16 protein-coding genes, 1 tRNA gene and 1 riboswitch are annotated in these 19950 nt (G+C 68.9%); of the genes, 9 read left to right on the top strand and 8 right to left on the bottom strand.

The genetic code is table 11. From position 1 onward, the window contains the following. Positions 1-107 precede the first annotated feature (107 nt). The 5 genes from ABEA39_RS06065 (at position 108) to ABEA39_RS06045 (ending at position 4758) form a co-directional block, all read left to right on the top strand. Entirely contained in the window at positions 108-974 is an 867-nt protein-coding gene (locus ABEA39_RS06065; RefSeq protein WP_345374382.1) for a DUF4397 domain-containing protein, read from the top strand. Positions 975-1011: 37 nt separating this feature from the next. After that, entirely contained in the window at positions 1012-2196 is a 1185-nt protein-coding gene (locus tag ABEA39_RS06060; protein ID WP_345374380.1) for a glycosyl hydrolase family 8, read from the top strand. Between the two features lies 1 nt (position 2197). Next, on the top strand, positions 2198-2911 hold the full coding sequence (locus tag ABEA39_RS06055) for a sortase domain-containing protein (protein WP_345374379.1): 714 nt from the start codon (positions 2198-2200) through the stop codon (positions 2909-2911). 157 nt (positions 2912-3068) lie between these two features. After that, positions 3069-3896, top strand: coding sequence for a polyprenol monophosphomannose synthase (locus ABEA39_RS06050; RefSeq protein ID WP_345374377.1), 828 nt, complete (start codon positions 3069-3071; stop codon positions 3894-3896). Positions 3897-4074: 178 nt separating this feature from the next. Further along, positions 4075-4758 (top strand): lysophospholipid acyltransferase family protein, encoded by a 684-nt coding sequence (locus tag ABEA39_RS06045; protein WP_345374375.1) that lies wholly within the window; start codon positions 4075-4077, stop codon positions 4756-4758. A gap of 111 nt (positions 4759-4869) precedes the next feature. Here ABEA39_RS06045 and ABEA39_RS06040 read toward each other — a convergent pair whose 3' ends face one another. From ABEA39_RS06040 to glgX, 4 genes are all read right to left on the bottom strand, one after another. Beyond that, positions 4870-5913, bottom strand: coding sequence for a hypothetical protein (locus ABEA39_RS06040; protein ID WP_345374373.1), 1044 nt, complete (start codon positions 5911-5913; stop codon positions 4870-4872). A gap of 233 nt (positions 5914-6146) precedes the next feature. Then, a complete protein-coding gene (treZ, locus tag ABEA39_RS06035; protein ID WP_345374371.1) occupies positions 6147-7907 on the bottom strand; it encodes a malto-oligosyltrehalose trehalohydrolase in 1761 nt (586 codons plus the stop codon). Beyond that, complete coding sequence (gene treY / locus ABEA39_RS06030; protein ID WP_345374369.1) at positions 7907-10291, bottom strand: malto-oligosyltrehalose synthase; 2385 nt, start codon at positions 10289-10291, stop codon at positions 7907-7909. Before treY ends, treZ begins: the two co-directional genes overlap by 1 nt. Next, a complete protein-coding gene (gene glgX, locus ABEA39_RS06025; protein WP_345374367.1) occupies positions 10288-12405 on the bottom strand; it encodes a glycogen debranching protein GlgX in 2118 nt (705 codons plus the stop codon). The genes treY and glgX overlap by 4 nt, the downstream gene beginning before the upstream one ends. Before the next feature lie 174 nt (positions 12406-12579). After that, positions 12580-12688, top strand: a riboswitch (TPP riboswitch). On the opposite strand from glgX, the gene ABEA39_RS06020 reads away from it, so the two are divergent. The 4 genes from ABEA39_RS06020 (at position 12682) to ABEA39_RS06005 (ending at position 16135) form a co-directional block, all read left to right on the top strand. After that, the gene (locus ABEA39_RS06020; protein ID WP_345374365.1) at positions 12682-13311 is read left to right on the top strand and encodes an ECF transporter S component; all 630 of its coding nucleotides are present in this window, start codon (positions 12682-12684) and stop codon (positions 13309-13311) included. Its footprint overlaps the riboswitch before it by 7 nt. Position 13312: 1 nt before the next feature. Continuing rightward, on the top strand, positions 13313-14815 hold the full coding sequence (locus ABEA39_RS06015) for an ABC transporter ATP-binding protein (RefSeq protein ID WP_345374363.1): 1503 nt from the start codon (positions 13313-13315) through the stop codon (positions 14813-14815). After that, positions 14812-15606: an energy-coupling factor transporter transmembrane component T family protein gene (locus tag ABEA39_RS06010; protein ID WP_345374361.1), complete on the top strand. Its 795-nt coding sequence runs from the start codon at positions 14812-14814 to the stop codon at positions 15604-15606. Before ABEA39_RS06015 ends, ABEA39_RS06010 begins: the two co-directional genes overlap by 4 nt. Next, positions 15599-16135: a nucleoside/nucleotide kinase family protein gene (locus tag ABEA39_RS06005; RefSeq protein WP_345374359.1), complete on the top strand. Its 537-nt coding sequence runs from the start codon at positions 15599-15601 to the stop codon at positions 16133-16135. Before ABEA39_RS06010 ends, ABEA39_RS06005 begins: the two co-directional genes overlap by 8 nt. A gap of 40 nt (positions 16136-16175) precedes the next feature. Here ABEA39_RS06005 and ABEA39_RS06000 read toward each other — a convergent pair whose 3' ends face one another. The 4 genes from ABEA39_RS06000 to orn form a co-directional block, all read right to left on the bottom strand. After that, complete coding sequence (locus tag ABEA39_RS06000; RefSeq protein ID WP_345374357.1) at positions 16176-16526, bottom strand: metallopeptidase family protein; 351 nt, start codon at positions 16524-16526, stop codon at positions 16176-16178. A 21-nt stretch (positions 16527-16547) separates the two neighbouring features. Continuing rightward, on the bottom strand, positions 16548-18755 hold the full coding sequence (locus ABEA39_RS05995; RefSeq protein ID WP_345374355.1) for an acyltransferase family protein: 2208 nt from the start codon (positions 18753-18755) through the stop codon (positions 16548-16550). A 426-nt stretch (positions 18756-19181) separates the two neighbouring features. Next, positions 19182-19254, bottom strand: a tRNA-His gene (locus ABEA39_RS05990). A 58-nt stretch (positions 19255-19312) separates the two neighbouring features. Beyond that, the gene (gene orn / locus ABEA39_RS05985; RefSeq protein ID WP_345374353.1) at positions 19313-19933 is read right to left on the bottom strand and encodes an oligoribonuclease; all 621 of its coding nucleotides are present in this window, start codon (positions 19931-19933) and stop codon (positions 19313-19315) included. Positions 19934-19950: the final 17 nt, after the last annotated feature.

The raw sequence follows: 19950 nt of genomic DNA, 5'->3' as shown, positions 1-19950 counted from the left end.
AAAGCGGCCGCGCCCCGTCGGACGCCGTGGCCCCGGCACCCGCACGGCATCCGCACGACACCCGCACCACACACCCGAACGCCCCACCCGCACGGAAAGGCATCATCATGGCCCTCACCGAACATCGCCCCTTCTCGCCTCGCGTCAGCAGGCGCCTCCTGGCAGGAGCAGCTCTCCTCCTCGCCCTGCTCCTCGCCGGCGCTGCAGTCCTTCTCAGCGGCACCTCCGCCAAGGCCGACACCACGACGCCCGCGACCGGCACCGGCTGGGTGCGAGTCGGCCACCTGTCGCCCGACACCAAGTCCGTCGACGTCCGCCTCACGGCGTTCTCCGGGGGCCAGGTCGTCTACGAGCTCGACAACGTCACGTACGGCCAGGTGAGCCCGTACAAGGAGCTGCCGGTCGGGTCCTACACCGTCGCCATGACGGCGGCGGGTGCATCCCCCACGGCGAAGCCCCTGATCGGCGCCTCGATCACGGTCGCCTCCGGCAAGCCCATCACCGTGGTCGCCTACGGGAAGAACTCGAACCTCAAGACGACCGTGTTCGAGGACGACCTGACTCCGCCGGCGGCCGACCAGTCGCGAATCCGCCTCGTCCAGGCGGCGACTGTCGTCAAGGACGTCAGCGTCGCCACGAGCACGGGCAGCGTCCTCGCCAAGGACGCCCCCTACGGCAGCGCCTCGGGCTACGCCTCGGTCGGCGCCGGTCCCTGGACCCTCGACCTGACGAGCTCGACGAACAAGAAGATCAAGAGCGCCGTCGACGTGAACCTCGCGTCGGGCAGCATCACGACCCTCTTCGTCCTCGACAACGCTTCGGGCGGCGTCACGATCGTGCCGGTCGTCGACAGCGCTGCGACCACGACGACCCCGGTCGGCGGAGTCCAGACCGGTGGTGGGTACGAAGCCCTCCACCCGCAGGTGGACCTCTTCTCGTCCGGCGACGTCCAGCCGTTCGTCGGAGTGAACTGATCGCGGACTCCTCCGCCCGACCGACGAGGAGGGCACCGTGACCGCGAAGACCAAAGCACTCGTCGCCGCAGGCTCCGTGGCCGCCCTCCTCGTCGCCGGGGGATTCGCCGGCCTGGCCGTCGGAGCGTTCGGTCCGACGACCTCGTCCTCGACCGGGGGCACGGCGTCGCCTCAGCCCAGCGTCCGCACGACGACGGGCCTGCCCTCCACCACGAAGCCGACCACCCGCTCTGCAACGTCGATCGGCCAGGCGTTCCTGGCCGACTGGGTGACGGACGGCCGCGTGATCCGACGCGACCAGGGCGGCGACACCGTGAGCGAGGGACAGGCCTACGGGATGCTCGTGGCAGTCGGGATCGGCGACGAGAAGTCGTTCCGATCGATCTGGTCCTGGACCGAGAAGAACCTCCAGCGCAGCGACGGCAGTTTCGCGTGGCGCTACGACGGCGGCAAGGTCGTGGACGACATGCCGGCTGCCGACGCCGACGTGGACATCGCCCGGGCGCTCGTGCTCGCGGGCAAGAAGTTCGACGACGCCTCCTACACGCAGTCGGCGGCTCGGGTCGGCAGCGCCGTGCTCGACACGATGACCGCGGTGACCCCCGACGGCCGGATCCTGCTGCCCGGGCCCTGGGCCCAGGGGGCCGGACCCTGGTCGTACAACCCCTCGTACGCGGCGCCCGCCTCGTTCGCCCAGATGGCGACGGCGACGGGGGATGCCCGGTGGACCGAACTCGAGGCCGGGTCGCGGGCCGTCACGGGCAAGATCCTCGACGCCACCGCGCTGCCGAGCGACTGGGCGCAGGTGCGGACCGACGGCTCCGTCGTGCCGCTGCCCAGCGCGACGGGCACGGCCGGAACCGTGCAGTACGGCTACGACGCCGGACGGCTCGCCGTCCGGTACGCGGAGTCGTGCGAAGCGCCGGACGTGGCGCTCGCCGCCCGCCTCCTGCCCGCCCTGGCAGGCAAGACGCCCCTTCCGATGCAGTTGGACCTCGGCGGGACGGCCCTGAACGCGGATCAGTCGCCTCTCGGCTATGTGGCGCGGGCCGCCGCGGAGGCCGGCGCGGGCGAGAGGACTGCCGCCGCCAAGGACCTCGTCGCGGCCGACCGGCTCGCGCAGTCGACACCCACGTACTACGGAGCGGCCTGGGACGCCCTGGGCGCCCTCCAGCTCCAGGCGAACGCCCTCAGCGCGTGCTCGCCCCTGAAAGGACAGTGACATGACCGGCATCCGTCGATTCGCGAGGCCGCGCATCCCCCGTTCCGTCGTGGTCTGTTTCGTCGCAGGTCTCGCCGTGGTGGGTCTCGCCGCCTGCTCGACCTCGGGGTCGGGGTCGGGTTCGGCGGGATCGGGTTCGACGTCGTTGGGTTCGACGGGATCGACGTCGTCGGCCACGGCTTCGGCCGGTGCTGGCGCCGCCGGTTCGGTGCAGGACCCCGACACGCAGTCGCTGTCCGACGCACCTGCCGCAGGGGTGGTCCCGACCCGCATCGCCATTCCTGCCATCGGCATCGACGCGTCGATGCAGGACCTGGCGATCGGCGCCCAGGGCGAACTGGATCCCCCGACCAACGCCACGGACGCCGGCTGGTACGCGAAGGGCGTCGTCCCGGGGGCCGTCGGACCGGCCATCATCGCGGGGCACATCGACTCGACGACGGGCCCGGGGGTGTTCCTCCATCTGAACAAGCTCGTGGCGGGGGACCAGGTCACCGTCACGATGTCGTCGGGATCGGTCGAGACGTGGCGGGTCGCGTCGAGCCTGCAGTCGGCGAAGAGCAACTTCCCGACGAGCGACGTCTACGGGACGACGCCCACGCCGCAGCTCCGGCTCATCACGTGCCAAGGCACCTTCGATCCGAAGATCGGCCACTACGACGACAATCTCATCGTCTTCGCCGATCTCGTCTCTTCGACGCCACCGACGTCGTGAGAACCCCCTGAACCGCAGTCGTGGTCGCCCGGCGGGTCAGACGCCGGGCGGCCACGCCTGCTCTAGTATTTGTCCGCAGTCGACCGACGTCGATTCGTGACGATCAGGGCATCACGGGTACTATTCATCCGTACTTCGCCCGGCTCAAGGAGGACAGATGTCGACCGAACAGACACCGAAAGCGGTCGTCGTGATCCCGACGTACAACGAGTCGGGATCGCTCGGGGGCGTTCTCGACCGCACTCTCGCATCCGGTGCCGTGATCGACGTGCTCGTCGTCGACGACAACAGCCCCGACGGTACGGGCGACCTCGCCGACGGCTACGCGGAGCGCCACCCCTCGGTCCACGTTCTGCACCGCCCCGGCAAGGGCGGCCTCGCCGGCGCCTACGTGGCCGGGATCCAGTGGGCGCTGGAGCGGGGCTACGACACCGTGGTCGAAATGGACGCCGACGGATCGCACGACCCCGCCGACCTGCCTCGGATGCTCAAACTCAGTACGAAGTTCGACCTCGTCATCGGTTCTCGATGGGTACCGGGAGGCAAAGTCGTCAACTGGCCGTGGCGTCGCCGAGTGCTGAGCAAGGGCGGCAGCTGGTACACCCGCAACCTGTTCAGCATGGGCGTCTCCGACACGTCCGGCGGCTTCCGCGCCTACAAGGCCGAAGTCCTGAAGAATCTCCGCCTGGACGAGATCGACTCCCGCGGCTACTGCTTCCATGTCGACTGCCTGCGGCGGACCCTCCAGGCCGGCTACCACGTGGTCGAGATGCCCATCACGTTCACGGAGCGCGTCGAAGGCGTGTCCAAGATGACGGGCTCGATCATCCTCGAATCCATGATGATGATCACCCGCTGGGGTGTCCGTTATCGCCTCGACTCCCTGCTGCACCGTCGCACCGCCGGCCACCAGCGCTCCGGTGCTTCCGTGCGCAAGCTGTCGAGCACCGTTCCGCTCGACGACGAGGGCGTCTACGCGTCCTGAGGCTTTCGGCCCGTCGTCGGCTGTCTGCCCGTCGTCGCGGCGCCGGGTCCGCAGTCGCCCGGCGGGTCAGACACCGGGCGGCTGCGACTGTCCCCAGTGTGCGCTCGGATCGCTCGTTCCGGCACCCCGTCTTCAGGGGGTGCGACGGGGGATGCCCCCTCCCCGGTAGCCTGAGCGGGTGTACTGGTTCCTGAAGAACTTCGTGGTCTACCCGGCCCTCCGAGTCGCGTTCCGCTTTCGTGTGACGGGGGCCCGTAACATCCCTCGTCGCGGGCCGGTGATCCTGGTGAGCAACCACCGCTCCCTCATCGACTCGTTCTTCATCCCCCTCATCGTGAGGCGGCAGGTGACGTTCCTGGCCGCCAAGAACTACTTCGACGGCCGCGGCCCGGGCGGTGCCTTCGTGCGCGGATTCCTTCTCGGCGTGGGAATGCTCCCGATCGACCGATCGGGCGGCAACGCGTCCCGGGCGTCGCTCGACACCGGCATCCAGGCGCTGACCGAGGGCAAAGCGCTCGGCATCTACCCCGAGGGCACCCGCAGCCCCGACGGTGCGTTGCACCGGGGCCGTACGGGCGTGGCCCGACTCGTCTTCGCGTCCGGCGTGACCGTCGTGCCGATCGCGATCCGTGGCACGGAGAACATCCTGCCCAAGGGGGCGAAGTTCCCCCGATTCGCGAAGGTGTCGCTGACCGTCGGCCGGCCCCTGCACTTCGACGAGCTCCCCGACTCCGAGATCGACGCCCCGGCTCTTCGCGCCGTCACCGACCGCATCATGCAGGAGATCGCGGCCCTGGGGCCCTTCGAGTACGCCGACAGCTATGCCTCCACCGTGAAGAACGGGAGCGCGCGCGACCGCTGAGCGCTGCTGCCTGCCCCCTGCCTGCTCTCTCCCTGCCCCCTTCCCCGTCAGGCACACCCTGTCGGCACGAACACCCTGCCTCGGCAGTGGGTTCGTGCCGCCCCTGTGTGTTCAGTCGATGGGTGCGGACTCCTGAACGGCGCGCGAGGCGAGACGCGATGCCGCTGATCGGGCATCGAGCCTCGGTAGTCCGGCATCGACGAGTCGGGCAGCCAGACGTTCCGGTTGTCGGGACAGCGCATAGTCCCAACGAACGACGCGGCGGACGAGCCGGTGAGACTCGAGCCGGGTCTGCCTCCGCTTCTCGTCGAGGACGACGCGCTCGGCTGTCCGCCCGTTCCGATAGCGGGCGTCGAGGTATTTGAGGTCGCCGTCGCATTCGCCGACGATGCCGAACTCCGACCAGAAGCAGTCCGTGTCGCCGATCTTGCCCGACGAGTCGAAGAACGGCACCTGGAGAAGGGGAATGGGCATACCTGTCGTCAGGAACGCAACGCGGCTGAACGACTCGGCCGCGGAGGCTGCACCCGGGTCGGCGAAGTCGACGGCCCGGCGAGCCGCGCGAAGGCGGCGTGCCTTCGGCCGCCGGTCGAGGTGGGCGTGGAGGTGTCCCTTCTCGAACAGGCCGTGTCGGAGACCATGGTCGAAGACCAGGACGGCCGCCGTGAATCCCTCGGTCAGGGCGATGTCGACCGCCGTTCGGCTGGGAGTCGTGATCACGAGGCCGGCATCCAGCAGGATGTCGTCGGGATCGATGGGACCTGGCCGCCTCACGAGGGTGGGCGTGCGGTGACCTCGGGTCCTCGACGGGTCGATGACCTGCACCTCGGAGGGCCACGAGTCGAGGACGGGGAAGTTCCAGAGCGCGGCCGCGGACCAATGCGAGGCGATCAGTCGCGCGTCGGGGATGCGCAGCAGGCGCGCCCGGACCCGGGCGCCGTATTGCTCTGCCGATGAGAGCGAACGCCAGGCGAGCGAGTCGACGTACACACCGGGCGCCAGCCGAGTCACGAGACCCCGCGCGGCCGAATGCCGGAGGCTGCGATCGTCGAGCCCGCCGGCGATGAGATCGGAGGCACGGAGAGGCGAGGTGAGGGGCGGCGGGGCTGGACGAGCAATCGAGCGGCGTGGAGGGAGTTGCTGCGGGGAGGCCATGATGCCAGCGTGCCGATCTGCGGATCCGGTGCCGGGCGGAGTCCAGAGGTCGGTGGAGGATTCGACCGCGGGGAGAACCTGTGGAGAAGAGGACGCGCGGCTCGAACACATGCCACCGGCACGAACCCACGTCCTAGGAGGTGTGTTCGTGCCGATGGCATGTGCTTAGTGACCGCTGGCGGCGGCAGGCGGGCGGCGGCCGGCGGGCGGCGGGCGGCGGCCGGCCGCAGGGGCTAGCGGAGGATGGCGACCGAGTGCGGCGGCAGGTGGAGCGGGGTGCCGCCCGTCGGCAGCTCGACTGCGGGGGTGCTGGCGAACAGGAGTTCGTCTCCGGCGACCTCGAGGGAGATGGGATCGGCCGCGAAGTTGACGGCGATCGTGACGGCGCCCCGCCTCAGGGTCAGCCACCGGTCGTCCTCGTCGAAGGCGACGGAGACCGTGGGAGACGACAGGGTCGGATCGGTCAGGTCGAGAAGAGACCGCCGCAGAGCGATCAGACGCTTGTAGGCGTCGTGAAGGACGGCGTGCCGGCCCGTTTCGACCTCGGACCAGTCGAGCTTGGAGTTCTCGAACGTCGCCGGGTCTTGGGGGTCGGGCACCACGCTCTCGTCCCAGCCCATCTTCGCGAACTCGGCGATCCGCCCTTTGGCTGTGGCCTCGCCGAGATCGTGCTCGGGGTGCGACGTGAAGAACTGCCACGGGGTGGATGCGGCCCACTCCTCGCCCATGAAGAGCATCGGCGTGAAGGGGGACGTGAGCGTGAGCGCCGCGGCGATGATCAGCTGTCCGTCGTCGAGCGAGGCGGCGAGACGATCGCCGATCGCGCGGTTGCCGATCTGATCGTGGTTCTGGTTCGCCACCACGAGACGCCAGCCCGGCATGTGCTCGACGTCGACGGGACGCCCGTGATACGTCTCGCGGAAGGATGACCAGGTGCCGTCGTGGAAGAATCCGCGAGTCAGGACCTTGGCCAGGGCGCCGAGGTGCTCGAAGTCGGCGTAGTAGCCCGTCGTCTCACCGGTCAGGGCGACGTGCACCGAGTGATGGAAGTCGTCGGACCATTGCGCGTCGAGACCGAACGCGGCCCCGGATCGGCCGGCGGCCTCCCGTGGCGTGACGAGCGAGGCGTCGTTCTTGTCGCTCTCGGCGATGAGCACCTTCGGGCGACCGACGTGGGCCGCGAGACGGGCGGCGCGGATGGCCAGCTCTTCGAGCAGGTGGAGGTCGGAGTCGTCGACCAGGGCGTGCACGGCGTCGAGGCGCAGGGCGTCGACGTGATAGGTGTCGAGCCAGAGCTGTGTGTTGTCGGAGATGTAGGCGCGGACCTCGTCGGAGCCGTCGTCGTCGAGGTTGACGTTGTCGCCCCAGGTGTTCGCGTGCTTGCTGCTGAGATAGGGGCCGAACTTCGGAAGGTAGTTGCCGGAGGGCCCGAGGTGGTTGTAGACCACGTCTTGCACGACGCCGAGGCCCCGGGCGTGGCAGGCGTCGACGAACCGCTGATAGCCCTCCGGCCCGCCGTAGTTCTCGGTGACCGCGAACCAGCCGACGCCGTCGTAGCCCCAGTTGTGTGTTCCGTTGACCGCGTTGACGGGCAGCACCTCGACGAAGTCGACACCGAGGTCGACGAGGTGGTCGAGCTTGCCGCTGGCGGCCTCGAGCGTGCCCTCCGGGGTGAAGGTGCCGATGTGGAGTTCGTAGATCACCGCACCGGCCAGGACTCGTCCGCCCCAGGCCCCGTCGGTCCAGGCGAACGTCGAGGGATCGTACGTCTCGCTGAGGTCGTGGACGCCGTCGGGCTGGCGGAGCGACCGGGGGTCCGGTGTCGGCCGGTCGTCGTCGCCGAGGAGGAAGCCGTATCGGTGCCCGGCTCCGATGGGCAGGCCCTGCGGCGCTCGCCACCAGCCGCCGTCGTCCGTGGTCATCGGATGCACGGTGCCGTCGAGCTGCAGTCGGACCCGCTCGGCAGCAGGGGCCCAGACGTCGTAGAGAGCCATCACTTGCCTTCGGTGTCGGTGGCGGACTCGTCGTCCGTGTCGGAGGAATCGCCGTCGGGCTCGGCTGGCACGAGCAGTGCCACGGGATAGGTGGCCAACAACTCCGCGAGGAGAATGCGCGACCCCGAGTAGCGCCGCCCCGTCAGCACGTCGATCCGGTCGCCGTCGGTGACGTGCAGCAGAGTGTCGCGCCAGCCCCCGGCCTCGGCCAGGCCGACGGACAGGCGGGTGACGACGACGACGGCGCCGCCCCGATCGATGGCGACGGCGGAGCCGGCCGCCTCGCCGAACACGGGAAGGGGTGCGTACCGGGTGAAGAGCTCGGGGTGATCGCGGCGCGCCGTCAGAGCGCGCGTGGTCACGAGCAGTTTGGCGGCTCCGGTGTCGTCGATGGCCGGCACGGCGCCTTCGACGATCGCCGAGAGGTACAGCCTGCGGAGGTCGAAGTCGACCTCGCGACGGTTGTCGGGGTCGACGAGCGAGTAGTCCCACAGCTCGCCGCCCTGGTAGACGTCCGGCGCACCGGGACCGGTGAGCTGCAGCAGGGCCATGCCGAGCGAGTTGGACCAGCCGGCTTCGCGGACCACGTCGACGATCCGGTGGATCTCGCTCGACACGGCCTCGTCGTCGAACACGGCGTCGACGGCCGCGTGCATCTTCGCCTCGAACTCCTCGTTCGGGGCGGTCCAGGTCGTCGAGTCGTTCGCCTCGCGCGAGGCCTTCTCGGCGTAGGCGTGGAGACGCTCGCGAGAGGCCGGCCAGGCGCCCACGATGCTCTGCCAGAGCAGGTTCTCGAACGGGCCGTCGCCGATCGGCGCGAGCTCGCGGAGGCGGCCCAGAGTGGCGGTCCACTCGGCGGCCACCTCGGAGAGGACGTCGATGCGGGCCCGGACGTCGCCCGACCGCTTCGTGTCGTGCGTCGAGAGCGTGGTCATGGCGAACGGGGTCCGTGCCAGACGGTTCTGCTGCCGCTGGTGGAACTGCTCGGGCGTGATCGAGAACAGCGACGGCTCGGCACCGACCTCGTTGAGCGAGACGAGCCGCGAAGCGCGGTAGAAGGCCGTGTCTTCCACGCCCTTCGCCATCACCATGCCGCTGGTCTGCTGGAATCGGATCGACGCGGGATGCTCGGGGTCGCGCAGCACGGACACCACCCGGTCGAGGGTGGCCCCGCTTTCGGGCCGTCGAGCCGCGGTCTCGCGAACGGCCTCGTCGAGCCATTCCGCCCCCTGCGGCAGGTAGCTCCGGTAGACCGGGAAGGTGGTGACGAGCTCGGCGAGGACGTCGACCGTCTCGTCGGCCGGTTCGTCGCCGTCGATGAGCCGGGCGAGCCGTCGGACCTCGCTGTTCAGGATGCCGTCGGCGACGCCCCGCTTCGTGCCGTGGATCGTCTCCTGCCAGTCGAGCGGCTCTCCCTGCCCGCGGAGCCGAGCGTCGAGGGTGGCCAGGGCCGTCTCGCCGGCCGGGTCGATCAGGATCCGGTCGTACTCGCCCAGGGCGTCGTACCCGGTGGTCCCGGCCGTCGCCCAGTCGGCCGCGAGCTGCTCCTTGCCCTCGAGGATCTTCTCGACGAGAACGTGGGCACCACCCGTGATCTCGGCGAGTCGGTCGAGGTACCCGGCCGGGTCGGCGAGGCCGTCGGGGTGGTCGACGCGGAGGCCGTCGGCCAGGCCGGCCGTGAACCACCGGGCGATCTCCACGTGGGACTCGTCGAAGACGCGTCGGTCCTCGACCCGGATGCCCGCGAGCGTGTTGACGGCGAAGAACCGGCGGTAGTTCAGTTCGGAGTCGGCTCGCTTCCAGTACACGAGCTCGTAGTTCTGCCGCGCGTGGACCTCTTTCGCACTGTCGCCGGGGTGCGCCGTGCCTTCCGCGACCGGATAGACGTTGTCGTAGTAGTGGAGGGTGGGCTCGCCGTGGGACGTGGAGAGAGTCAGGGCCTCGAGCTCGGACTCGTCGTCGCTGCCGAGCACGGGGATGCGAACCCTGCCGCCGCCGGCCTTCCAATCGACGTCGAATGCGTCGGCGTAGCGCGACTCCTGCCCGTGAGCCAGGAGGTCCCACCACCAGGAGTTGCTCTGCGGGGTGGCGACCCCCATGTGGTTCGGCACGATGTCGACGAGCACGCCGAGCCCGAAGTGGTGCGCCCGGTCGCTGAGGGTGTGCAGCCCGATCTCCCCGCCTCGCGCGGGGTCCACCCGCCGATGGTCGACGACGTCGTAGCCGTGGTCGCTGCCTTCCTCCGCTTCGAGGAGCGGGGACAGGTAGACCCAGTCGACGCCGAGATCGCGAAGATACTGCACCACATCGGCCGCGGCGTTGAGGTCGAAGGCCTTCCGGATCTGCAGACGGTAGGTCGAGAGGGGGTGGGGGGTGCGGGTCATTCGGACTCCTGGACCGAGGCGCGGAGGACGACCATCGAGAGCCCGGCCACGGGGAGGCTCTCGGAGGCGAGGAGGGCGTCGGTGTGTTTGGGGGCGTTCGTGGAATCGACGACGACCTCCCAGCACTCGGCGTACTCGTCGGAGGGCAGCGTGAACGTGACGGTCTCGCTGTGGGCGTTGAAATAGAGGACGAAGTTGACGTCGGTGATCCGGCCGCCGCGGGAGTCGCGGCCGTGGATGCCGTTGCCGTTGAGGAACATGCCGATCGAGCGACCGAATCCGGAGTCCCATTCCTCCGGCTGCATGGCATCGCCCTCAGGGGTGAGCCACACGATGTCGGGCAGTGGATCGCCCTCGCCGCGGCGGACGCTCCGCCCGTCGAAGTACCGCTGCCGACGGAAGGTCGGATGCTTGCGACGGAGTTCGATGAGATCGGTCGTGAAGGCGATCAGGCCGGTGTCGGCGTTCTCCCAGTCGATCCAGCTGATCGGGCCGTCCTGGGCGTAGGTGTTGTTGTTGCCGCCCTGCGTGCGCCCGAGCTCGTCGCCGTGCACGATCATCGGGACTCCCTGGCTGAGCAGCAGGGTCGCGAGGAAGTTGCGCACCCTCTGCTCGCGCAGGACGGTGATGGCCTTGTCTTTCGTCGGCCCCTCGGCTCCCGAGTTCCAGGACCGGTTGTGGCTCTCGCCGTCGTTCCCGTTCTCGCCGTTGGCCTGGTTGCGCTTCTCGTTGTAGCTGACGAGGTCGCGCATCGTGAAGCCGTCGTGGGCCGTCACGAAGTTGATGCTCGCCACCGGCCGCCGGCCGTCGCGCTCGTAGAGGTCGGCCGAACCCGTGATGCGCGACGCGAACTCGCCGAGCGTGGCGGGCTCGCCGCGCCAGAAGTCGCGCACGGTGTCGCGGTACTTGCCGTTCCACTCCGTCCACTGCGGGGGGAAGTTGCCGACCTGGTAGCCGCCCGGCCCGACGTCCCACGGCTCGGCGATCAACTTGACCTGCGACACGATCGGATCCTGCTGCACGAGCTCGAAGAAGGTCGACAGACGGTCGACCTCGTAGAACTCGCGGGCGAGCGAGGCGGCGAGGTCGAAGCGGAAGCCGTCGACGTGCATCTCGGTGACCCAGTAGCGCAGGCTGTCCATGATCAGCTGCAGCGAGTGCGGATGCCGGACGTTCAGGCTGTTGCCCGTGCCCGTGTAGTCCATGTAGTACTGCTTGTCGTCTTCGACGAGCCGGTAGTAGGCGGCGTTGTCGATGCCCTTGAACGACAGAGTGGGGCCGAGGTGGTTGCCCTCCGCCGTGTGGTTGTACACCACGTCGATGATGACCTCGATGCCGGCCTCGTGGAGCACCCGCACCATGGTCTTGAACTCCTGCACCTGCTGGCCGGTGTCGCCGGACGACGAGTAGCTGTGGTGCGGCGCGAAGAAGCCGATCGAGTTGTAGCCCCAGTAGTTGCGGAGGCCCTTCTCGAGCAATGTGTTGTCTTGCACGAACTGGTGCACGGGCATCAGCTCGAGGGCGGTGATGCCGAGACCCTTGAGGTGCTCGATGATCGCGGGATGCGCGACACCGGCGAACGTGCCGCGTTGCTCTTCGGGGACGTCCGGGTGGGTCATCGTCAGGCCCTTGACGTGCGCCTCGTAGACGATCGACTCGTCGTAGTTGTACTTCGGCGGCCGGTCGCCCTGCCAGTCGAAGAAGGGGTTGATGACGACGCCCTTCATCATGTGCGGGGCGCTGTCTTTGTCGTTGCGCGACTCGGGAGCCCCGAAGTTGTAGGCGAACAGCGCTTCGTCCCAGTCGATGTCGCCGCTCGTGGCCTTGGCGTAGGGGTCGAGGAGGAGCTTGTTCGGGTTGGCCCGCGAACCCGTCGCCGGGTCGTAGGCGCCGTGGACCCGGTAGCCGTAGCGCTGACCTGGCTGCACGCTCGGCAGGTACGCGTGCCACACGTAGGCGTCGACCTCGAGCAGATCGACCCGGGTCTCGGCGCCGCTGTCGTCGAAGAGGCAGAGCTGCACGAGCTCGGCCACCTCGCTGTAGATCGCGAAGTTGGTGCCACTACCGTCGTAGTTGGCACCCAGGGGGTACGGGTTACCGGGCCAGGTGATCATCGAACCTCCGTTAGGGACTTCGCCAGCCTAAAGGGGTTCCTCGTTCGAGGGCCGGAGAGTTCGGCTCTGTGGAGAACGGCTCGGCTCTGTGGAGAACGGTTCGGCGCTGTGGACGACGGCTCGGCCTGTGGACACGACGACGCATCGACGGTGGGATGCGCGCTATGCTCGGTCGCACAACACACGGGAGTCCGGTGAGCCGGGCTGAGAGGAAGCGATCCACGCTTCGACCGTCGAACCTGATCTGGATCATGCCAGCGCAGGGAGGAGAACAGAATGAGCGTTTCGACGCGAACCCGGAACACCACCACCAAGTCGTCACGACCGGCTCCCCGGTGGCGAGTGGTCGACATCGTCACCGCGAGCGTCCTCGGCGTCGCCTCCGGAGTCATCTTCTGGGCCTGGGGCCTCGCGTGGACTCCGCTCAGCGGCCTACTCACCTTCTCGCCGGGCCTCGAGGGCATCCTCTCGGGGGGCTGGCTGTTCGCCGGAGTCCTCGGCGGGCTCGTCATCCGCAAACCCGGCGCGGCGCTCTACACCGAGATCATCGCCGCCGTCGTGTCGATGCTCGTGGGCACGCAGTGGGGTTTCTCCACGCTGATCTGGGGCATCTTCGAGGGACTCGGGGCCGAGATCGTCCTCGCGCTGTTCCTCTACAAGTCCTGGCGACTCGGAACGGCGATCCTCGCCGGCGCCGGCGCCGGCGCAGTCACCGGCTTCCTCGACACCAACTTCTCGAGCGTCGCCGCCTACGCCTTCGAATTCAAGGTCGTCTACTTCGTCGCCTCCGTCGTGTCGGGCGCCGTCATCGCCGGTCTGCTGTCGTGGATCGCGGTCCGCGGCCTCGCCGCGACCGGTGCCCTGAGCCGCTTCGCCTCGGGTCGCGCGACGCAGAACCGCGTCTGACGTGGGCGCCCTCCGTGGCGCCCGCATCACCGCCCGCGGGTGGTCCTGGCGTCACGCCGGTCGGCTGCGACCGGCGGTCAGCGACCTGGACCTCGACATCCGGCCGGGGGAGCGCGTGCTGCTCCTCGGCGCCTCCGGAGCCGGGAAGTCGACGCTTCTGGCAGGCCTCGCCGGAGTGCTCGGCGGCGACGAGGAGGGCGACTCGACGGGCGAGCTCCTCGTCGACGGAGTCCACCCGGCCGACACCCGAGGGCGAGTGGGTCTCGTCCTCCAGGACCCCGATTCCCAGGTCGTGCTCGCCCGCGTCGGCGACGACGTCGCCTTCGGCTGCGAGAACCTCGGAGTGCCGCGCGACGAGATCTGGCGTCGAGTCTCGGCTGCTCTCGAGGCGACAGGCCTGGACCTGCCTCTCGACCACTCCACGTCGGAGTTGAGCGGCGGCCAGAAGCAGCGGCTCGCGCTCGCCGGTGCCCTGGCGATGCAGCCCGGTCTCCTGCTCCTCGACGAGCCGACCGCGAACCTCGACCCGGCCGGGGTGGTCGAAGTGCGGGACGCCGTCGCACGCGTCCAAGCCGAGACCGGAGCCACGCTCGTGGTGGTCGAACACCGGGTCGGCGTCTGGCTCCCGGTCGTCGACCGGGTCATCGTGCTGGCGGCCGGCGGGGGAGTCCTCGCAGACGGAGACCCCGAGACGGTCCTCTCGGCCGAGGGCGTCCGCCTCTCCGAAGCGGGGGTGTGGGTGCCGGGGGTGGGGACGCCGATTCCTGCACGGTCCGTGTTCGCCGGACCGAGCATCCTCGCGCTCGAGGGGGTCTCCGTAGGGCGTCGCAGGGGAAGCGCGGTCGCCTCCGGAATCCGAGCGGAGGTCGACGCCGGTCGCGCCCTGGCCATCACCGGCCCGAACGGTGCCGGGAAGTCCACGTTGGCCCTCACGATCGCAGGGCTGCTTCCGCCGGTCGCGGGTGACATCGTCGCTCGAGAGACTCTGTCGGCCGGTGCCGGCGTCTCGCCCGTGAAGTGGCGTTCGCGCGAGCTGCTCACCCGCATCGGCACGGTGTTCCAGGAGCCGGAGCACCAGTTCCTGGCAGCGACGGTCCGCGCCGAACTCGCCGTCGGTCCTCGCGCGCTCAAGTTGCCGCAGGCCGAGATCGACCAGCGCGTCGACGAGCTGCTGACGCGGCTGCGGCTGGATCGGCTCGCCGGGGCGAACCCGTTCACCCTCTCCGGCGGCGAGAAGCGCCGGCTCTCGGTGGCGACCGTCCTGGCGACGCGTCCGAAGATCCTCGTCCTCGACGAACCCACCTTCGGGCAGGATGCACGGACCTGGCGTGAGCTCGTGGCCCTCCTGGCCGAGCTCCTCGACACGGGCAGCGCCGTGGTGGCCGTGACGCACGACGCCGAGTTCGTCGACGTCTTGGCCGACGACGTCCTGACGCTCGGCGGGGTCACTCCGCGGTTGGACGCGAGGCTGTCGGCCTCGCGGGCCGAGGGGGTCCTCTCGTGACGCTGCTGACCGCCGTCGGGCGGGGCACGCGGGCCGGCCGGCTGAACCCGGTCGCGAAGCTGCTCGCCGCGGTCGTGCTCAGCCTGTCGCTCCTGCTGTCGATCGACTGGGTCTCGGCCGGGACCGCGCTCGTGCTCGAGGCGGCACTGCTGGCCACGGCGGGCCTGACCCTGCGTCAGTTCTGGCGCCGCACCCTCCCGCTCTGGATCGCCGCCCCGCTGTCGGTCATCGCCACCTCCCTCTACGGGCAGGACTCGGGGGCTGTCCTCGCCCGGTTCGGCTTCATCACCGTCACCGAGGGGTCGGTGTCGCTGGGCTTCGCCATCGGGTTGAGGATCCTGGCGGTCGGCATCCCCGGCATCGTCCTGTTCGCGACGACCGACCCCACCGACCTCGCCGACGGACTGGGGCAGGTGCTGCACCTGCCCTCCCGCTTCGTTCTCGGAGGTCTTGCGGGCCTCCGGCTCGTGGGGCTGTTCGTCGACGACTGGCGGCAGCTCGGCCTCGCGCGTCGGGCCCGTGGTGTGGCCGACGTCGGCGGTCCGCTCGGTGCGCTGAAGCGCTTCGGCGGCATGGCGTTCGCGCTTCTGGTGCTCTCGGTGCGGCGGGGGAGCAAACTCGCGACGGCCATGGAGGCGAAGGGATTCGGCGGTGACACGAAGCGCACCTGGGCACGCCCGTCGACCTTCGGTGGAGGCGAGTGGCTCCTCGTGGCCATCGGCGTGGTCATCGCCGGCGTCTCCGTGTTCGTCGCGGTGCTGGCCGGTACCTGGAGCTTCGTCCTTGCCTGACTTTCGGCCCGATCCGGCTCTCGTGGCACGTCTGGCCCGAGCCGCGAGGGCCTCGGGGGAGCGGCCCGTGGTGCTGCTCGACGGGCGCTCCGGCTCCGGCAAGACCACTCTCGGCGCCGCACTGGCCTCGGCTCTCGACGCGGAACTGGTCGGCCTCGACGACGTGTACCCGGGGTGGGACGGCCTGGCGGCGGCCTCCCTGACGGTGAGTTCGAGCATCCTGCGCGCCGAATCTCCCGGCTACCGCCGGTGGGACTGGGATCACTCGCGACAGACCGACTGGCGAGCGGTGGATGCACGAGCCCCTCTGGTCGTCGAAGGCGCGGGTGCCCTCACCCCCGCCTCCGCGCGTCTGGCCACCCTCCGTCTCTGGATCGAGCTCGACGCTCCCGCCCGCCACACCCGCGTCCTCGGTCGGGGCGACGGCGACTCGTACGGCGCCACCGACCTGTGGGACCGGTGGGCGGCCCAGGAGGACGAGCACCTCCGGCTGCATCGGCCGGATGCCCTGGCCGACGTGGTGCTGTGACCGACGTAATGCTGTGACCGATGTGGTGCTGTGACCGCGGTCAGGCCCAGCCGAGCTCGTGGAGTCTGTCGTCGTCGAAGCCGTAGTAGTGACCGATCTCGTGGACCAGCGTGACGTGGATCTCGTCGCGGAGCTCGGCTTCGGTGTCGCACGCGGCCAGGTGCGGCTCGCGATACAGGACGATGCGGTCGGGAAGCTCGCCGAAGCCGTAGTCGCCGCGTTCGGTGAGCGCTGTGCCTTCGTAGAGGCCCAGGAGGTCGAGCGAGCCGTCTTCGGGGCGGTCCTCGGTGACGAAGGCGACGTTCTCGAGTCCGTCGAACATCTCGTCGGGCAGCAGGTCGAGCTCGGCCACGACCAGTCGTTCGAACTCGTCCGTGTCGATATTCCTCATCCCCTCACTGTGACACACGGCTCAGGTGAAGAGCCCGGCGGTCTGCAACAGTTCGCGAAGCGCGGGCTCGACCTTCCGTTCGAATGCCGGGGCCAGGTGAACCGCGTCTTCTCGAACGACCGTCGTTCCTGCGAAGGCCGGGCACGACCCGGAGACGCAGAACAGGGGGAGGGATTCTGCGAACGTCCCACCCTTGGCTGTGACGAGTTCTCGGTCGATTCCGGAGAGAAGGCGATAGCGGGCGTCGGGCCGGGTGTCGCACTTTCGAGGTGAGCCCGAGTCCTTGAAGCACTGAGCCAATGGTTTGCCGCTGGGCGGAGGGGGAAGGATGACGACCTTCGTCTTCGTCGTGTCGATCCGGTCGAGGTACGACGTAAGACCAGCCGACCACTCCTGGGCAGTCACGGTTCGTTTTGTGGTCGCGTTCTTCCAGTCCTGATAGGAGTTGGTGATGAGCAGGTAGTCGGGTTCTTCCTCGTCGACGGCAGCGATCGTGGCGGTGTTCTGCTTCTCGCACTTGTCGAGCTGAGCGAGATCGTCGTTCATCGTTCGGATGTCGATGAAGGGACAGGCGAACGCCGATCGTTGGACGATCTGTGTCGTGCCGGCCGATTCGGCGAGATCGGCGAGAGCTTCGAGGTAGTGGACCGAAGTCGAGTCGCCCGCGACCATCACTTTCGTCGGAGCCGACGATCGACCCCATCGGCATTCCGAGGACTTGCGGCTCGGGTCCAGGATGCCGCAGGCGTAGACGCGGCTGTTCTCCTGGCCGATGATCGTGTCGGCGGACGGGCTCAGTGCAGGCCAGGTGGCGCTGGCCAGAGCGGCCGTCAGTTCCGTCTGCAGAGCAGCCACCGCGGGTCCGTAGCTGCCTTCGGGAACGGGCTCTGCGGTGGTCGAGTCGGCGCCCGCGGCGAGCGACGTGGGTCCGGCGACGGGCGTGTCCACCGCGACCGCGGACTCGCGGCCACCGCCCCGTCCATCGACCACGGCCATGGTCGACAGGATGACCACGAGGGTCGTGAGCGCGGCGAGACCCACGGTGCGGTAGCTGCGCCTGACCGAAGTCGACCAGGCCACGTCGCGCGCTGAGCCGGAGCCACGGCGCGCCAACAGACGGGATCCGATGATGGGGCGTTCGACGAGGAGGTAGGTGACGGTGGCCAGCCCGAGCGAGGCGGCCACGACACCTGCGAGGACGCGAGGGGATGCATCGGTCTCGCCTCCGGCCACGAACACGAAGACCGGAAGGTGCCAGAGATAGAGGGAATAGGAGATGTCTCCGACAAAGGTCGTGACGGTATTGGCGATCGGGATGAGGCGCGGAGCATCGGGTCGGGACCCACCGATCAGGACGAGTGCAGTAGCCAGGACGGGCAGGACTGCCCAGGGGGCGGGGAATGGCAGATCATCGCTCACGAGGACGAAGGAGGCGATCACGCCCGCCAGCCCCAGCCAGGAGAGGAGACCGCCCAGCGTTCGAGGGAGTCGCCGCCAGAGGGGGAGCGTCACCGCGACGAGCGAGCCGAGACCGAGTTCCCACGCGCGGGAGTACGTGGAGAAGTAGGCCACGGTGGGGCTCGATGCGGACTCGGTCAGGGCCCATACGAACGAGGCGGTCGTCATGCAGCCGAGGATCACGACGAGCGAGATTTGCGCCGAGTGGCCGCTTGCGGTCCTTCCGAAAGCGCGGAGGACGAGCAGCGTCGCGATGATCAGAATCGGCCAGACTAGGTAGAACTGCTCCTCGACGGAGAGCGACCAGAAGTGCTGGAGGGGTGAGGGTGCGGCGTCTTTCTGGAAGTAGTCCGTGCCGGCCGCGGCGAAGTGCCAGTTCGCGCTGAAAGTGACAGCCGACACGGCATCCGTCAGGGTCGTCGTGAATCGGGTGGCGAGGAATTCGACCTTCGCTGCGACCAGGACGACGATCAGGACGAGGAGCGCCGCGGGGAGGATCCGCTTGACCCGGCGCCGATAGAAGTCGACTATCGAGATGCGGCCGGTCCGCTCCGCCTCTCGGACGAGGAGAGCGGTGATGAGGAAGCCCGACAGGACGAAGAAGACGTCCACGCCCACGAACCCACCGGCCGGCCAGGCGAAGACGTGATCGAGCACGACTGCTGCCACGGCGAGGGCGCGCAGGCCCTGAACGTCGAGGCGTCTGTGCCGCTGAGTCGACACAACGGTGGTCGTCGAGCGACCGGGCGAGTCGAGACGGGTTCTGGACACGGGTGAGACCTCCCTGAAAGAGACCTGGCCTCTCGGGCGGCACAGGACAGCGGCAGGAGTATGGTATTCGATATTTCACTTGGACGCAATGGGACCCGGAGTTGGTGCGGGGGATGCGGCCGACGTGTCCGGGCGACTCCAGAAGGTGTGGTTGTGGCGGAACGTGAGCGGCGTGTTCTGGAGTTGGTGCGGGGGATGCGGCCGACGTGTCCGGGCGACTCCAGAAGGTGCGGTTGTGGCGGAACCTGAGCGGCGTGTTCTGGAGTCGCAACAGGAAGCCGGAGTGAGCGCAGCTCCACCCCGGTCTTTCCCGGGGCCGCGCAGCGCCCCCGCATCGCACGCGCTCGCGCGTGTCGATCAAAACAAGCACTGACGAGAAAATCCCCCCTTGCCCATTTGGAAGGCAAGGGGGGATCAATTTTCGAGGGTGAGTAACGGGGCTTGAACCCGCGGCCTCCTAGACCACAACCAGGCGCTCTACCAGCTGAGCTATACCCACCATGCGGCACCGCCCGTCAGGCTGGCGAGAGCTTGACGAACGGAGCAACCCGAGAAGTCTATCCCAGTCTCGGGGCCCATTTGTCCACCACGGCGGCGGAGATGGCTTGGACGTCTGCTGTTTCGGGTCCGGGCTCGGCCACGAAGCCCGCCAGACGGTAGTACTCGAGCTCGCGGATCGACTCGAGGATGTCGGCGAGGGCGCGGTGGCCGCCGTTCTTGGCGGGGGCGTTGAAGTACACGCGGGGGAACCACCGGCGGGCGAGCTCTTTGATGGAGGAGACGTCGACGCTGCGGTAGTGCAAGTGCCCGTCGACCCGCGGCATGTACTTCGCGAGGAACGTGCGGTCGGTGCCGATCGTGTTGCCGGCGATGGGGGCGTGGCCGGCCTCGGGGACGTATTCGATGATGTAGTTGAGCACCTCGAACTCGGCCTCGGCGAGGCTGACACCGTTCGGGATCTCGGTGATCAGGCCGGACGACGTGTGCATGGCGGTGACGAATTCGCCCATGTTGTCGAGGGCGGTCTGGTCGGGCTTGATGACGATGTCGAAGCCCGGGTGCACGGGCACCAGATCGAAGTCGGTGATGACGACGGCCACCTCGACGAGTTCGTCGATGCCGAGGTCGAGCCCGGTCATCTCGCAGTCGATCCAGACCAGTCTGTCGCTTGAAGCCATGGGGGGAGTCTAGCGAC

Source organism: Frondihabitans cladoniiphilus (assembly GCF_039544345.1).
In the GTDB taxonomy this organism is placed as follows: domain Bacteria; phylum Actinomycetota; class Actinomycetes; order Actinomycetales; family Microbacteriaceae; genus Frondihabitans; species Frondihabitans cladoniiphilus.
This window is presented reverse-complemented; position numbering and strand designations above follow the sequence as displayed.

Coding starts and splice junctions, on each gene's coding strand:
- ABEA39_RS06065 (WP_345374382.1), top strand. CDS start 108: ATGGCCCTCACCGAACATCGCCCCTTCTCGCCTCGCGTCAGCAGGCGC.
- ABEA39_RS06055 (WP_345374379.1), top strand. CDS start 2,198: ATGACCGGCATCCGTCGATTCGCGAGGCCGCGCATCCCCCGTTCCGTC.
- ABEA39_RS06050 (WP_345374377.1), top strand. CDS start 3,069: ATGTCGACCGAACAGACACCGAAAGCGGTCGTCGTGATCCCGACGTAC.
- ABEA39_RS06040 (WP_345374373.1), bottom strand. CDS start 5,913: ATGGCCTCCCCGCAGCAACTCCCTCCACGCCGCTCGATTGCTCGTCCA.
- treZ (WP_345374371.1), bottom strand. CDS start 7,907: ATGGCTCTCTACGACGTCTGGGCCCCTGCTGCCGAGCGGGTCCGACTG.
- treY (WP_345374369.1), bottom strand. CDS start 10,291: ATGACCCGCACCCCCCACCCCCTCTCGACCTACCGTCTGCAGATCCGG.
- glgX (WP_345374367.1), bottom strand. CDS start 12,405: ATGATCACCTGGCCCGGTAACCCGTACCCCCTGGGTGCCAACTACGAC.
- ABEA39_RS06020 (WP_345374365.1), top strand. CDS start 12,682: ATGAGCGTTTCGACGCGAACCCGGAACACCACCACCAAGTCGTCACGA.
- ABEA39_RS06000 (WP_345374357.1), bottom strand. CDS start 16,526: ATGAGGAATATCGACACGGACGAGTTCGAACGACTGGTCGTGGCCGAG.
- orn (WP_345374353.1), bottom strand. CDS start 19,933: ATGGCTTCAAGCGACAGACTGGTCTGGATCGACTGCGAGATGACCGGG.